Genomic DNA, 13,574 nt, shown 5'->3' with positions numbered 1-13,574 from the left:
CGGCATCTGCGGAACATCCCAGCTCGCCACCCCGAATATCCCAAGCCCCCTCAAACCTTATCCCACCTCAATCCCCCCATAGTTTCCCCCATGTATCGTAAGCCTCTCCCACCAACCCCGGAGAACCCCATGTCCTACGCCTACACAAAAGTCACCGACCTGGAAAAAACCACCATGGTCGGCAACCATCAATGCGTTGCGCTGGTCCGCCACTACACGGGTGCGCCTGCCACATCGGCCTGGAAGCAGGGGGCGGCAGTGCTGGGAAATCGCTTGCTGCGCAAGGGCACGGCCATTGCCACGTTTATCAATGGTAAGTATGCGAATCATCAACAAGGCAATCACGCAGCCCTGTACATGGGGCAGACCTCGGACGGTATCCTCGTCATGGATCAGTGGACGGGCAAGCGCCCAGGTATCGTAACTTCGCGCACCTTGCGTTCCAAAGGCCAGTACAAGAATGGCTTGCATATCGACCCCAGCAACAATGCCGATGCTTTTTTCGTCATCGAATAGCGGAGTGCTCATGCAATATAAACGTTTGTTGAGCGGCGTCGCCTGCTGCCTTTTCCCGGTACTCGCGCAGGCTGCGATGCCCGTCTTTTATGCTTGCCCGGAGAGCGTGCCTGCGACATCGATCAGCCTGACCGGCGTACCAGCTGGCTGGACGCCGTATATCGACAGTCCGCTCTATCTGAGCGCTGCAGCGCCCATCGATGGCGCCCCGGAGCGCAGGGGGCAGCTGGTACCGAGCGGGGAGCGCAAGAAGAAAGGGCACACGGCGCTCAGCTACCGTCTGGAAGGCCGCTATCCAGACGGTAAATGGTTGCAATGCAGCTACGGCGCGCATGGTGAGGTAACGCTGTCGAGACGCATGGACGACAGTGTCAGCCTTTGCGAATTTACCTACAGGAAAGGCGGCAAGGCTGGGCAGAACGAGATCGATATCGATTGCCGGTAAGTGATTTTGGTAGCGGCGCTATCGCCTGGCGCAGATGCAGGCATTCTCACGATTTGCTATCGAGCTTTTCAAGGTCGAGGTGACCAATGCCCAGATGCCACCCGCATGCTCAGGATTTGCCTGCAGGGCTACAATCTTGCTTTGCGTGATATCCACGGGTTCGCCCAGTTCCAGCAGTGTCTCGATGTGGCTGGTGATGGCTGCCCGGACGTTGTTGAGCGCGTTTTCCACGCTGTCGCCCCACGAGTGGACGCCTTGGATGCCGGGGACGTTTACACCGTACACGCTGGCTGCATCTTTAAAAATGACAACGGGAATATGCATGGTTGCTCCCTGTGATTGAGTTGAGCGTGTATTTCAGCATTGTCCTTGCGAGACCAGAGTTCAAATGCAATAAAGATCGCAGAAGCGGTTTTTGTACTTAACAAGCAACCCGCCAATTCGCGCCAGCGGCCATGCATGTCGGCTTACGCGTTCCGCTAAGCCGACCTACGAAGCTGACATTACGCAACGTTCAGACGAAAAAAAGCCCGCCGAAGCGGGCTTTCTCACTCTACAGCCAAACCAAAATCTCAGAACTGGTTCATGGTGTTGTCTTTGCCAGCCGCCTTCAGCGCCGCTTCGCCGCTGAAGTAATCCTTGTGGTCGTCGCCGATGTCCGAGCCGGACATGTTTTGATGTTTCACGCAGGCGATGCCCTGGCGGATTTCCTTGCGCTGCACGCCAGCCACGTAGCCCAGCATGCCCTGGTCGCCGAAGTATTCCTTGGCCAGGTTGTCGGTCGACAAGGCTGCCGTGTGGTAAGTCGGCAGGGTGATCAGGTGGTGGAAGATGCCGGCTTCGCGGGCCGAGTCGGCCTGGAAGGTGCGGATTTTCTCGTCGGCGGCGATCGCCAGTTCCGTCTGGTCATATTCCACGCTCATCAGCTGGGCGCGGTCGTAGGCGGACACGTCCTTGCCTGCCGCTTTCATGCCATCGAAAATTTGCTGGCGGAAGTTCAGGGTCCAGTTGAACGATGGGCTGTTGTTGTACACCAGCTTGGCGTTCGGGATGACCTTGCGGATTTCGCTGACCATGCCGCCGATTTGCGCGATATGCGGTTTTTCCGTTTCGATCCACAGCAGGTCGGCGCCGTTTTGCAGCGAGGTGATGCAGTCGAGCACGCAACGCTCTTCGCCGGAACCGGCGCGGAACTGGAACAGGTTGCTCGGCAGGCGTTTTGGACGCAGCAGCTTGCCTTCGCGCTTGAGGATGACGTCGCCATTGCCCAGCGCATCGGCCGACACTTCTTCGCAGTCGAGGAAGGAGTTGTATTGGTCGCCCAGGTCGCCTGGTTCATTGGTGACGGCGATCTGCTTGGTCAGGCCGGCGCCCAAGGAGTCCGTGCGGGCGACGATGATGCCGTCGTCCACGCCCAGCTCCAGGAAGGCGTAGCGGATGGCGCGGATCTTGGCGAGGAAGTCTTCGTGCGGCACCGTGACTTTACCGTCCTGGTGGCCGCATTGTTTCTCGTCGGATACCTGGTTTTCGATCTGGATGCAGCAGGCGCCCGCTTCGATGAACTGTTTCGCCAGCAAATAGGTGGCTTCTGCATTGCCGAAACCGGCGTCGATGTCGGCGATGATGGGCACGACGTGGGTGACGTGGCCGTCGATCTTGGCCTGGATGGCTTGCTTGGCATCACCTTGGGCCGCGTCCAGCTGGCGGAACAGGCCGCCCAGTTCGCGTGCATCGGCCTGGCGCAGGAAGGTGTACAGCTCGCGGATCAGGCTGGTGACGGCGGTTTTTTCGTGCATCGACTGGTCTGGCAGCGGGCCGAACTCGGAGCGCAGGGCGGCGACCATCCAGCCGGACAGGTAGAGGTAGCGGCGGTCGGTGCTGTTGAAGTGCTTCTTGATCGAGATCATCTTCTGTTGACCGATGAAACCATGCCAGCAGCCCAGCGACTGGGTGTACTTGGATGGGTCCGCATCGTAGGCTGCCATGTCGTTGCGCATGATCTTCGCCGTGTAGCGGGCGATGTCCAGGCCGGTCTTGAACTTGTTCTGGGCGCGCATGCGGGCGGCGGACTCGGGATTGATGGCGTTCCAGGCGCTGCCTTGTTGGTCTTTCAAACCTGCAACAGCCTTGATGTCGTCTTGATATTGGGACATGTGAATCTCCTAAAAAGAAAAGCAATGTTTGAGAAAATCGCCGAGTGCGCCACAACGTCTTGTCGAAGCAAACTGCATGACTAAATAGTAGGCCGATTGGCGTCGATGTTCAAGTCTTATATAAGACATATAACTTAAATTAAGTCTTTGTTTTTCAATGGCTTAATTATTATTTTTCAGGATGTGAAATGAATTTTCAAAAAGTGAGAGCATCAATGGCTGAGTCTGTTGTCCGGAATTTCGCGATGTGAAACGCCTTTTCAGAATTTGGTGCAGCGCGACAAATCGGGGCGAAAAAAAAGCCACCCGAAGGTGGCGTAGCGGTACATTTGTTTTAATATCATGATCCGCTTGTGAAAGGTAACGTCAGCGATGCAGATTAACGGTATGGATTTACCCGTCGAGTATATTGCTTTTGCGGCAAGATATCGGGACGCGGCAGGATTCTGCAATTTGAGGTTGAAGGAGGAGCTCGATTCTTTCGGTCGCGTTCTGCAGACGGAGTTGGCGCACATCTATACGGATGCCGTCGAATTGACTACCCGGACAGCGCAGCTGGGGGCGTATTTCGTCTGCGATGGCTGCTATGGGGAGCCTGGAAGCGGCAGTGCTGGCCCGGGAGCCATGCCGGACATCGTTGATTTTACAGAAATCATTTGTTTCGGCATGGCCGGTGACGGCAGTCCATTCTGTCTCGATTTCAGGGGTGCCCGGGGCGCACCATCCATCATCTTGTGGGACGATGATTACTGGCGGAAGATTTCAAACTCCTTTGACGACTTCCTGTTGCTATTTTCCTGATCGCTTACCGGGGCAACTGCTGCAGCGCACGAGGCAAGCCCGCGCGCTGCCCAAATCTAGCGTCCCACCGTCTGCCGCTGATCCTTGATAAACAGCGCCGTCAGCATGCCCACTACGCATACGCCGATCACGTAATAGGCGGGACCCAGCACGTTGTTCTTCAGCATCAGGGTCACGACCACGGGCGTCAGGCCGCCGAAAATCGCGTACGACAAGTTGTAGGAAAACGACAGTCCCGAGAAGCGCACCTGTGCCGGGAACGCTTGCACCAGCACGTAGGGCACGGCGCCGACGACGCCGACGAACAGGCCCGTCATCGCGTACAGGGGCAGCAGCAGGTCGGGGCGGGTGCCGACGGTGGTGTAGAAAATATACGTACTGATGGCCAGCAGCACGGAACCGACGAAGATCACGCGCTTGCCGCCCAGGCGGTCGGCCAGCATGCCGGCGATGATGCAGCCGAAGGCCAGGCAGAGTGTTGCCACGGTATTGGCGACCAGGGTGGTGCGCGGCGCTATGTGGTGGATCTTTTGCAGCAGGGCCGGCGTCATCAGGATGACGACGACGATGCCGGCCGACAGCATCCACGTCAGCAGCATCGATACGACGACGGCGCCGCGGTGGCTGCGCAGCACGGATTTCAAAGGCATTTCCGTCGCCAGCGCCTTGCGCTGCTGCATTTCCGCAAACACCGGGGTTTCATGCAGCCAGCGGCGCAGATACATGGCGCCAAAACCAAAGATACCGCCCAGCAGGAACGGGTAGCGCCAGGCGCCATCGGTGATTTTTGCTGGCGTGTAGACGGTGTTCAAGCCCGTCGCGACGAGGGAACCGAGCAAAATACCCACGGTCAGGCCGGCCGTCAGCACGCCGCAGGCAAAGCCCGTGAAACGGCTCGGTACGTGTTCGGACACAAACACCCAGGCGCCCGGCACTTCGCCGCCCACGGCCGCGCCCTGGAAGATGCGCATCAACAACAGCAGCAGCGGGGCGGCCAGGCCGATGGTGGCATACGTCGGCAGCAGGCCGATCAGCAAGGTCGGCACGGCCATCATCAGGATGGAGAGGGTGAACATGCGCTTGCGGCCGAGCAAGTCGCCGAAGTGGGCCATGACGATGCCGCCCAGCGGACGCACGACGTAGCCGGCGGCGAAGATGCCGAAGGTTTGCAGCAAGCGCAGCCATTCCGGCATTTCCGGCGGGAAGAACAACTGGCCGATGGCATTGGCAAAGAAGACGAAGATGATGAAATCGTAGAATTCCAGCGCGCCGCCGAGGGCGGCCAGCGACAGGGTTTTATAGTCTTGTTGGGTGAGGGGGCGTGTTGCAGCGTTGCTTGCGGCGGTGTCGGAAGTAGGCATGTGTCTCGTTCTTGTGTGTTATCGGAGATTGCCAGACCTAGCATACGCATTTCCGCCGCGTGAGTAAATGCGGGGGGATGGGCAGTCGCCTCAGCTGTGCTTAATACAACGCCGCTATCATCAGCGTTGACTTCATTGGAAAGGACACAGTATGCACATCATGATCGTGGGCGCCAGCCGGGGCCTGGGACGCGCGCTGGTGGACGGTTTGCTCGCTGACGGTCATGCCGTCATCGGCGTATCGCGCCAGCAACCTGCCGACTTGCCTGCCGGCCAGGGTACCCAGCTGCAATGGATCGCGGCGGACCTGGCTGCACCGGCCGAGGCCGTCGAACGCATCGCGCGCGAAGCACCCGGCGCGCTGGACGCCGTGATCTACAACCTGGGCGTGTGGGAAGAAAAGGCGTTCAGCGACGACTACGCTTTCCTCGGCGATGCGGACGACACCATCGTCGACATGGTCAATACCAACATCACGGCGACGATATTGCTGCTCAAGCGCCTGGTGCCGAGATTGCTGGCCAGCAGCAAGCCGCAGCTGATACTCACGGGGTCGACGTCCGGCCTGCGCCAGAGCGGCCGTCCGGAAGTGACGTTCAGCGCCTCGAAATTCGCCTTGAACGGCATCGCCGACGCCTTGCGCGAAGGTTTCCGTGTACAGGGGCTGGCCGTGACGGCGCTGCAGCTGGGCTACCTGAATACCTACGATGGCTTGTCCGTGCCGCTGGCGGACGCCGCCGCGCGGGGCGAGGGCGAGCTGATTCCCGTGCATGACGTCGTTGCCGTCGTGCGCATGCTGCTGAGCCTGTCGAATGCCTCGTTCGTGCGCGAACTGGTGATGCCGGCGCTGCGCGACGAGCGTTTCTAGAGTTTATGTGTCTTTGCCGTAGGCTTCAGGCAAACACTCTGCGCACGCAGCGCGCATAACCGTCAAATTCGCGCGCATTCTGATAGGCAACGCCCGTGTCAAAATCCTTGCACCAGGTTTCGCCCTCGATGTCGCCCGGCTCGCTCGACCAGTGCCAGTTGGGCCGGAATGCGTCTTTCAATGTCGCATACAGCAAGGTCTGCTCGCGCCGATCCGGCAGGCTGTGGCCGAGGCTTGCAGCCCAGTTTGATGCGGCTTGCCAGGAATGGTTCTCCAGCTCGCACTCGTCCGGTTGCAGCACCAGGTGGTAATCGGGCGCGCCATCCGTGCCGAGGATCAGGCCGGCGTAGCGTTCGCCCGGCTGCAGTGGGACGGGCGCGGCGGCCACTGGCGCCAAGTTGACCCGTCGCACGGCGCAGGCACGGCCTGAATAAGTCTTGCGAAAATTATATTGGGTGCCGTTGTCGAAATCGTGGCTCCAGGCCATGCGGGGCAGGATGGCGTCCGCTTCCGACGACCAGTACCAGGCATCCGGGAAGGCGTGGCGCAAGTTGGCGTGCAGCAAGGCTAGTTCGCTGCGCGTCGGCAGGCAGGCGTCGCGCTCCGCGGCCCAGGCTAGCGCGTCTTGCCAGGGCAGGGCGCTGGCCTCGCCGGGCAGCAGGAACAGCTGGTAGCTGGCGCCGCCATCCTGGCCAGGCATGATGCCCGCGTAGAGTTCGCCGGCAACGGCGTCCTGGTCCTTATACCTGGCGTGCATAGGCAAACATATGTTGTACATACTCGGCCTTGCCGAGCGGCACGCCGTTATGGCGCAGGATGTTGTAGGCTGTCACCAGGTGAAAATAGAATTGCGGCGTGGCCCAGTTGACCGCGTATTCCTGGCCCGTCATGTCGAAGGTCAAGCCGCCGGCCAGGGTGATCGACACTGGCTGCTCTGCACCCGCGTCGATGGCTGCGCGGTCCGCCGCAGCGAGCAGTTCCAGGGTGTTCTCGATCAGCACCTTGGCTTCTCGCATGCTGGCGGGCGTGGCGAGCCGGGGCAGCGCCTGCTGCGTCAGCCGGCACACGGCTTCCTGCGCCTGGGTGCACGTGAATTCCACCTGCCGCGCCAGGGTGTGCATGTCGGGCGCCAGGCGCGCATCGAGCAGGTTTTGCGGATCGAAACCCAGCGCCTGGGCGCGTTCTTCGCCTTTAATTAACAGCGTCGTCAGGGAGCGCAGCATCTGCGCAAAGCAGGGGATGGTGATGGCGTAGACCGACATGGATTTCCTCAAGTAAAAAGGCGAGAGCAATACCGGCATTATGCCTATGCCAGCCGTGTTTCAGCGTGCCGCTTGAACATGCTACAGTCCGCCATTGCCGCCAAGCAGGAGCGGCGCCCTCTGGATCATGCTTGATGCCCACCTGGACTTCCCCGCCACAACTCGTCGTCCTTGCCGCCTTCTATGCGCAAGCGCAAGTCCATCCGGAAACGCTCAGTGATGCTGTCTTCCTGGAAAATGTGAAAAACGCCCACTGGCCCACCAATTGCTGGAGTTATGCGGAAGCATCGTTCGCCATCATCGCGCCCGCCTGTCTGCTTCGTCCGCATTTGACCGCTGAGCTGATCGCCATGCCCATCGCCGCCATGGTTGCGGGCGGGCTGGAAGATGCGGGACAAGTCATCGCGATTGGCCTGGCCTGCGCCACGCGCGACGCACCATATGTGGAGGTAAGCGCAGAGGGCAAGCGCTGGCTGACGCAGGTGTGGCCGGGACTGGGGGAGATGATCGAGGCCGTGTTTCAGGCCAGCTTGCAAGCGGCGCTGGCCGATGAAGATTAATGTAAATATAAACTGATAGGAATACACATGATTGCAGGAAATTTCTTCCCGCCCGACTATAAGACTTTTCCTTTCAAGCAAGGAGATCTGCTGCTTTCCCAAGACGAGGGCGGCAAATTTTCTGTTTCCAAGGTATTGATGATCGATGCGATCGAAGTCGGGTGCGGCGAGGCGATTTACTTGGGCGGCAAGGATATCGTAGCAACGGAGGACGATTACCTGCTGATCATCGGCTGTGCATACGGCGAATACGAGTTCGACACGGCCGAGGAGGCGCAGGCCGCTGCGCTGGATGGCAGCTGGACGGTCAGGATAGGCCACGCTCCAAATCGCAGTCCGGGCGCGGCGGAGGGGCAGTCATTGATTGGCCATGAACCCATTCATGAAAGCGAACTGGAGGGCTACCATCTGTGGAAGCAAGCGTTTGATGCGGGCAAGGCTGGCGTGTTCTGACATCGACGTGGCCTGTTGCAGGGCGGTCGCTGCCTCTTGACCTGGAATGCAGGTTTGCGTTAGGGTATACGTAACTACTTACATATATCCTTCCAAACATGTCCTCCAACTTGCAAACCTACGGCTCCCTGATGCTGGCCAGCCGCCTGCGCCGTCTTTCCGATCAACTGTATGCCGGCGTCGATACCAGCTATCTGGCTGCCGGCGTCGAGCTGACGTCACGTTGTTTTCCCTTGTTATTGCTGCTGCGCGACAACGGCCCGACGGCGATCACGGCCCTGGCCGTGCAGATCGGGCAGACGCATCCGGTGGTGGTGCAGCTGGGGCGCAAGCTGCTGGATGCTGGCGTGGTGACGGAAATGCCGGACGCCAAGGATGAGCGCCGCCGCCTGCTGGCGCTGTCCGACGCCGGGCAAGCGTTGCTGCGCAATATGGCACCCCTGTGGGACGATGTGCGCGCGGCCGTCGATAGCGTGTTCGAGCAGGGCACGCCGCAGCTGATGGCCAGTCTGGACCGGGCCGAAGCGCGCTTGCAGGCGCAAGGTTTCGGCGAGACGATCGCCGCCTGCCGGCGCCGGCGCGAGCGGGCCGCCGTGGAGATCATCGATTACGCCGCGCACTACGCGGCCGATTTCAAGCGCCTGAATATCGAATGGCTGGAACGCTATTTCTATGTCGAGGCGCTGGACGACAAGGTGCTGTCCGATCCGCAACGCTCGATTCTCGATGACGGCGGGCAGATTTTCCTCGCGCGCCTCGATGGCAAGATCGTTGGTACCTGCGCCCTGATCCGCGCCGGCGACGCCAGCATCGAGTTATCGAAGATGGCCGTCACGCCTGAGTGCCAGGGCTTGGGCATTGCGCGCCGGCTGATCGAACGCGCTTTCGATGCTTTCAAGGCCAGCGGTGCGCAACTGCTGTTCCTGGAGTCGAACAGCAAGCTGGCGCCGGCCATCCGCCTGTATGAAAGCAGCGGTTTCAAGCACGTGGCGCGGCCGGCCGGCGATGCGCATTACCAGCGCGCCGACGTCTACATGGAGTGGCAGGGCAGGTAGCGCACGCCAGGGCGCCACGCGGTGCTCCCCATCGGCCGTCTCCCGCGTTACAATACGCGCACCCATAACGGAACCCAGGTTCCACTATTTCGAGACGCCGACGCCGCATGCCTTCCTTCCCGATGCCCTTCCCGCAGTTGATCGTTCCACCGGAGCCCACCCAGGCGCGCAGCAAGCTGGCCTTCGAGCGCCTGCTGCTGGTGGGTGAGCAGTTGCTGGCGGAAAACCGTTTCGATGAAATCGGCGTGGCCGACCTGGCCAGGCTGGCGGAAACCTCGGTGGGCACGTTTTACCGTTTGTTGGGCGACAAGGATACGTTGAGCCGCTTGCTGCTGCAGCGCTTTTTTTCCGACATGGTGGAGAAGGTCGAGACCCTGACGGAGCTGCGTCAGTGGGAAGGGCGCAGCCTGGAAGAGTTCATCCGCGCCATGGTGGCCATGTTCGTGGCCGTCAACACGGGCCGGCGCGGCGTGCTGCGCGCCCTGATCACGCGTTGCTCGCAGGATGCGCAATTCCGCGACAAGGTGCACCAGATTAACCATCTGATTTCGCAGCGCACGGTCGCCGTGCTGGCCAGCAAGTCGTCCAGCATCCGCCACCCGAACCCCACGCAGGCGATGATGGTGGTGCCGCCCGTGCTGCTGGGCATCCTGAACCAGCACGTGTTGTCGGGCTCGCTGTCCTTCCTGTCGGCGGCCGCACTCGAGGATGAGCTGGTGCGTGTTGCATTAAATTACCTGACTTGAACTATTTAGCGATTTAACTTGAAATCGGAATTCGGATTCCGTATTATGTTTTCCAACAGCAGGAAAATATATTCCTGCACCTGAACACAAAGCATGTTCAACAGCAAGGAGACAGAATGCGGCGTCACACGACATCCGATGTTCCATTGCATTACCTCGACCTGGGTTCCGGCACAGAGACGGGGCAGGGCGAGCCCGTGTTTCTGTTGCACGGCCTCGGCTCCTGCGCCGAAGACTGGCGTCCGCAGATCGACGCTCTCGGCAGCAGCTATCGCCTGATCGTGCCCGACCTGCGCGGCCATGGCGCCAGTCCGGCGCCCAACGGCGACTGGCAGATCGGCGACTTCGCCAATGACCTTTTCAATTTGATGGACCAACTCGACGTGCCGCGCGCGCACATCGTCGGCTTTTCCCTGGGCGGCATGGTGGGCCTGGAAATGGCCAACCGCGCGCCAGGCAGGGTGGCCAGTTTGTGCCTGATCAATTCCCAGCCGTTCCAGGGCAGCAAACCGGCCGCGCTGCTGTTTGCCTACTGGCTGCGCCGCACGGTGATCGCCACCTTTGGTCTGAAAGCCATGGGCAAGATCATCGGCAAGAAACTGTTTCCCGATCCTGCACAGCAAGCCCTCGTCGAGCGCTTCGCCACGCAGATGGAGGGCATGGACAAGCGCGCCTACCTGGCCGCGCTGGACGCCATTTTCCACTGGGATATCGATGTTCACTTCCAGGCCCTGGCCATGCCCGTCCTCATCATGGCGGCCGACCAGGATTACACGCCCGTCGCCAGCAAGCGGGCCTTTGCCGCACAGTTTCAGCAGTGCGAGATCGAGATCATCGCGAACTCGCGCCACGCCACGCCCCTGGACCAGGCGCAGCGTGTGAATACCTTGTTGCAGTCCTTCCTTACCATAAATTCAAAATAAACAGGCCACTCGCCGCACGGGCCGGGGGCCGGGAAACAGTCATCGCAGGGCAGGTGCTCGCATTGCGCGCGCGGGTACCGTTACGTCTTGCGATTCTGGAATCCGGCCGTCTTCCCTGGCGGTAAGCAAGCCTGACATTGGAGACGCTATGAAACTTGCTTTGAAATTGATGCCCGCCGCCCTCGCCGTTGCTGGCGCGTTTGCCACCCAGGCCCAGGCGCAGGAAACCAGCCCCGCTGCTGCCAATGCCGTCAGCGCCCAGGAAGCCAGCGATGCGAAAGAACGCATGGAAACCGTAACGGTCTCTGCCCGCCGCCGCGAAGAGCGCCTGCAGGACGTGCCGCTGGCCGTCACGGCGTTTTCCGCCAAGGCCCTGGAACGGGCGAATATCCAGAACCTGGCCGACTTGCAGGAGCGCGTGCCGAACCTGACCGTGTACGCTTCGCGCGGCACGAACACCACCCTGACGGCCTTCATTCGCGGCGTGGGCCAGGCTGATCCCGTCTGGGGTGTGGACCCGGGCGTGGGCATTTATTTTGACGACGTCTACATGGCCCGTCCGCAAGGCGCGCTGCTCGACGTGTTTGACGTGCAGCGCATCGAAGTGCTGCGCGGCCCGCAAGGCACCCTGTACGGCAAGAACACCATCGGCGGCGCCATCAAGTACATCTCGCGTCCGCTGGCGAAGGAAAACGGCGCGTCGGCGGAAGTGGGTATCGGCAACTATAACCAGCGCAACTTCAAGGCGGCCTTCAACCTGGCCAACGAGAGCGGCACCTGGCGCGCGCGCCTGGCGGCCGCCAAGCTGGACCGCGACGGTTTCGGCCGCAACACCTTCAATGGCGAGCAGGTCAGCGACCAGGACAGCACGGCCGCGCGCCTGTCCGTCGGCTATTTTCCACAGGACATCCCTCTCACCGTCGTGCTGAGCCTGGACGCCACGGACGACAAATCGGGCGTGCGCGGTTTCCAGCGCATGGGCGTGAGCGCCTTCGATCCGCTCAAGCGGCCGGCCAGCAAGGATGCGTATGATATCCAGAGCGGCATGCCGGGCAACAATTTCACGCACAACCGGGGCGGCTCGCTGGTGGCCAATTACACCTTGTCGAATGACTGGTCTGTCAAAGTGATCGGCGCCAAGCGGCGCAGCACGTCCGAGCAAACCATCGACTTTGACGGCTTGCCGCAGCCCATCGCCGACGTGTTCGGCGACTCGCGCGACGAGCAGAAAAGCCTGGAATTGCAGGCGTCATACAGCGGCGACTATGGCGCCGGCGTGATCGGCCTGTACCGCTTCGAAGGCACGGCGGGCGGCGGCATCTACAACAACTTCCTGGGGCGCCAGTTCACGGCCGCCGTCAGCACGGTGGAAACGGACAGCACGGCGCTGTACACGGACTGGACCTGGCCGCTGGGCAAGGTGTGGAGCATTAATGCGGGCTTGCGCCATACGCGCGAGGAGAAACGCGCCATCGTGCTGAACCGCGCCTTTGCCGACGTGGGCTTTACGCGGCCCATCCAGACGGCGGCCGACTTCGACAAGTCCTTGTCGGTCAGCAATACCTCGCCGAAATTGTCCGTGCGCTACGAAGCGTCGAAGACGACGAATTTCTACAGCAACCTGTCGCGCGGCTTCAAGTCGGGCGGCTACAACGTACGTGCCAACAACCTGGTGGTGCCGGACTCGGCTCGGCCATACAAGGATGAAAAACTTGACGCGCTGGAAGTGGGCATGAAGTACGCGGCGCCGGACGACACGTTTGACGCCAACGTGGCCCTGTTCTACAACCGCTACAAGGATATCCAGTTGTCGGTATTCACCAGCTATGTACAGCCGGGCGGCGTGCCGGGCTTCTATGGCGACTTCACGAACGCGGGCAAGGCGACCGTGAAAGGCGCCGAGTTCGAATTTTCGTGGCGGCCGAACCGCCAGTGGGAAGTCAACGGCTTCCTCGCGCTGCTCAATGCCCATTATGACGAGTTCATGAGCGGCGGCAAGAACATTGCGGATACGCAAAAGTTCAGCAATACGCCAGCCCGGCAAGTGGGCTTGAACCTGACGCGCACGGACCGCGACGTGTTCGGCGGCGCCTTGCGCAGCATGGTCGGCTATGGCTACCGCAGCAAGGTTTACCCGACCACGGACTTGAGCGAAACGCTGGCGCAGGGCGGCTACAGCATCTGGACGGCAGGCGTCGTGTGGGAAGCGCCGAAGAACTGGACCTTCAGCCTGCATGGCAGCAATCTGGGTAATAAGCGCTATCGCACGGATGGCTACAACATTCCGGCCGTGTTCATCCTCGACGGTTTCTATGGCCCGCCGCGCCAGATCATCGCCAAGGCAGGCTACAAATTTTAAGGGGTTGTAGAAGTGCCGGCTTGACGGGCTTCAAGCCGGTTCGTTGTCGCTGTTTTCGTCGTTAATAATAAT

The 13,574-nt window shown here is 60.7% G+C and carries 15 protein-coding genes; 10 read left to right on the top strand and 5 right to left on the bottom strand.

Going from position 1 to position 13,574, the window contains the following annotated elements; all coding sequences use genetic code 11:
• Window positions 1–129 precede the first annotated feature (129 nt).
• Both CSQ93_RS19955 and CSQ93_RS19950 read left to right on the top strand, forming a co-directional pair.
• Window positions 130–516, top strand: coding sequence for a BPSL0067 family protein (locus tag CSQ93_RS19955; protein WP_099379529.1), 387 nt, complete (start codon window positions 130–132; stop codon window positions 514–516).
• 10 nt (window positions 517–526) lie between these two features.
• On the top strand, window positions 527–961 hold the full coding sequence (locus CSQ93_RS19950; RefSeq protein WP_158301298.1) for an STY0301 family protein: 435 nt from the start codon (window positions 527–529) through the stop codon (window positions 959–961).
• A gap of 18 nt (window positions 962–979) precedes the next feature.
• On the opposite strand, the gene CSQ93_RS19945 is transcribed toward CSQ93_RS19950, so the two are convergent.
• Both CSQ93_RS19945 and CSQ93_RS19940 read right to left on the bottom strand, forming a co-directional pair.
• Complete coding sequence (locus CSQ93_RS19945; RefSeq protein ID WP_099379527.1) at window positions 980–1,285, bottom strand: type II toxin-antitoxin system HicB family antitoxin; 306 nt, start codon at window positions 1,283–1,285, stop codon at window positions 980–982.
• 248 nt (window positions 1,286–1,533) lie between these two features.
• The gene (locus CSQ93_RS19940) at window positions 1,534–3,114 is read right to left on the bottom strand and encodes an isocitrate lyase (RefSeq protein WP_099379526.1); all 1,581 of its coding nucleotides are present in this window, start codon (window positions 3,112–3,114) and stop codon (window positions 1,534–1,536) included.
• Between the two features lie 387 nt (window positions 3,115–3,501).
• Between CSQ93_RS19940 and CSQ93_RS19935 the strand changes: the two genes are divergently transcribed.
• A complete protein-coding gene (locus tag CSQ93_RS19935) occupies window positions 3,502–3,915 on the top strand; it encodes an SMI1/KNR4 family protein (protein ID WP_158301297.1) in 414 nt (137 codons plus the stop codon).
• Between the two features lie 56 nt (window positions 3,916–3,971).
• On the opposite strand, the gene CSQ93_RS19930 is transcribed toward CSQ93_RS19935, so the two are convergent.
• Window positions 3,972–5,276, bottom strand: a complete 1,305-nt coding sequence (locus CSQ93_RS19930; protein WP_099379524.1) for an MFS transporter — start codon at window positions 5,274–5,276, stop codon at window positions 3,972–3,974.
• Between the two features lie 151 nt (window positions 5,277–5,427).
• Between CSQ93_RS19930 and CSQ93_RS19925 the strand changes: the two genes are divergently transcribed.
• Entirely contained in the window at window positions 5,428–6,144 is a 717-nt protein-coding gene (locus tag CSQ93_RS19925) for an SDR family oxidoreductase (RefSeq protein ID WP_099379523.1), read from the top strand.
• A 25-nt stretch (window positions 6,145–6,169) separates the two neighbouring features.
• Here CSQ93_RS19925 and CSQ93_RS19920 read toward each other — a convergent pair whose 3' ends face one another.
• Complete coding sequence (locus tag CSQ93_RS19920; protein WP_099379522.1) at window positions 6,170–6,901, bottom strand: DUF1566 domain-containing protein; 732 nt, start codon at window positions 6,899–6,901, stop codon at window positions 6,170–6,172.
• Complete coding sequence (locus tag CSQ93_RS19915) at window positions 6,885–7,406, bottom strand: DUF1993 domain-containing protein (RefSeq protein ID WP_099379521.1); 522 nt, start codon at window positions 7,404–7,406, stop codon at window positions 6,885–6,887. The genes CSQ93_RS19920 and CSQ93_RS19915 overlap by 17 nt, the downstream gene beginning before the upstream one ends.
• Window positions 7,407–7,540: 134 nt before the next feature.
• Between CSQ93_RS19915 and CSQ93_RS19910 the strand changes: the two genes are divergently transcribed.
• From CSQ93_RS19910 to CSQ93_RS19885, 6 genes are all read left to right on the top strand, one after another.
• Complete coding sequence (locus CSQ93_RS19910; RefSeq protein ID WP_099379520.1) at window positions 7,541–7,966, top strand: hypothetical protein; 426 nt, start codon at window positions 7,541–7,543, stop codon at window positions 7,964–7,966.
• A gap of 27 nt (window positions 7,967–7,993) precedes the next feature.
• The gene (locus tag CSQ93_RS19905; RefSeq protein WP_233516269.1) at window positions 7,994–8,419 is read left to right on the top strand and encodes a hypothetical protein; all 426 of its coding nucleotides are present in this window, start codon (window positions 7,994–7,996) and stop codon (window positions 8,417–8,419) included.
• Window positions 8,420–8,517: 98 nt separating this feature from the next.
• On the top strand, window positions 8,518–9,474 hold the full coding sequence (locus tag CSQ93_RS19900; RefSeq protein ID WP_099379518.1) for a bifunctional helix-turn-helix transcriptional regulator/GNAT family N-acetyltransferase: 957 nt from the start codon (window positions 8,518–8,520) through the stop codon (window positions 9,472–9,474).
• Between the two features lie 107 nt (window positions 9,475–9,581).
• The gene (locus tag CSQ93_RS19895) at window positions 9,582–10,220 is read left to right on the top strand and encodes a TetR/AcrR family transcriptional regulator (protein WP_199534461.1); all 639 of its coding nucleotides are present in this window, start codon (window positions 9,582–9,584) and stop codon (window positions 10,218–10,220) included.
• Window positions 10,221–10,336: 116 nt separating this feature from the next.
• Window positions 10,337–11,143 carry an alpha/beta fold hydrolase gene (locus CSQ93_RS19890; RefSeq protein WP_099379516.1) on the top strand — a complete coding sequence of 269 codons (807 nt, stop codon included), beginning with the start codon at window positions 10,337–10,339 and terminating at the stop codon, window positions 11,141–11,143.
• Between the two features lie 148 nt (window positions 11,144–11,291).
• Window positions 11,292–13,502: a TonB-dependent receptor gene (locus CSQ93_RS19885; RefSeq protein ID WP_199534460.1), complete on the top strand. Its 2,211-nt coding sequence runs from the start codon at window positions 11,292–11,294 to the stop codon at window positions 13,500–13,502.
• Window positions 13,503–13,574: the final 72 nt, after the last annotated feature.

Source organism: Janthinobacterium sp. BJB426 (assembly GCF_002735705.1).
GTDB lineage: Bacteria > Pseudomonadota > Gammaproteobacteria > Burkholderiales > Burkholderiaceae_D > Janthinobacterium.
Note: the sequence above shows the minus strand (reverse complement) of the source record. Positions and strands in the feature narration are given on the sequence as shown.

Coding starts and splice junctions, on each gene's coding strand:
- CSQ93_RS19915 (WP_099379521.1), bottom strand. CDS start 7,406: ATGTCGGTCTACGCCATCACCATCCCCTGCTTTGCGCAGATGCTGCGC.
- CSQ93_RS19900 (WP_099379518.1), top strand. CDS start 8,518: ATGTCCTCCAACTTGCAAACCTACGGCTCCCTGATGCTGGCCAGCCGC.
- CSQ93_RS19890 (WP_099379516.1), top strand. CDS start 10,337: ATGCGGCGTCACACGACATCCGATGTTCCATTGCATTACCTCGACCTG.
- CSQ93_RS19910 (WP_099379520.1), top strand. CDS start 7,541: ATGCCCACCTGGACTTCCCCGCCACAACTCGTCGTCCTTGCCGCCTTC.
- CSQ93_RS19925 (WP_099379523.1), top strand. CDS start 5,428: ATGCACATCATGATCGTGGGCGCCAGCCGGGGCCTGGGACGCGCGCTG.
- CSQ93_RS19935 (WP_158301297.1), top strand. CDS start 3,502: ATGGATTTACCCGTCGAGTATATTGCTTTTGCGGCAAGATATCGGGAC.
- CSQ93_RS19895 (WP_199534461.1), top strand. CDS start 9,582: ATGCCTTCCTTCCCGATGCCCTTCCCGCAGTTGATCGTTCCACCGGAG.
- CSQ93_RS19945 (WP_099379527.1), bottom strand. CDS start 1,285: ATGCATATTCCCGTTGTCATTTTTAAAGATGCAGCCAGCGTGTACGGT.
- CSQ93_RS19930 (WP_099379524.1), bottom strand. CDS start 5,276: ATGCCTACTTCCGACACCGCCGCAAGCAACGCTGCAACACGCCCCCTC.
- CSQ93_RS19885 (WP_199534460.1), top strand. CDS start 11,292: ATGAAACTTGCTTTGAAATTGATGCCCGCCGCCCTCGCCGTTGCTGGC.
- CSQ93_RS19905 (WP_233516269.1), top strand. CDS start 7,994: ATGATTGCAGGAAATTTCTTCCCGCCCGACTATAAGACTTTTCCTTTC.
- CSQ93_RS19940 (WP_099379526.1), bottom strand. CDS start 3,114: ATGTCCCAATATCAAGACGACATCAAGGCTGTTGCAGGTTTGAAAGAC.
- CSQ93_RS19950 (WP_158301298.1), top strand. CDS start 527: ATGCAATATAAACGTTTGTTGAGCGGCGTCGCCTGCTGCCTTTTCCCG.
- CSQ93_RS19920 (WP_099379522.1), bottom strand. CDS start 6,901: ATGCACGCCAGGTATAAGGACCAGGACGCCGTTGCCGGCGAACTCTAC.
- CSQ93_RS19955 (WP_099379529.1), top strand. CDS start 130: ATGTCCTACGCCTACACAAAAGTCACCGACCTGGAAAAAACCACCATG.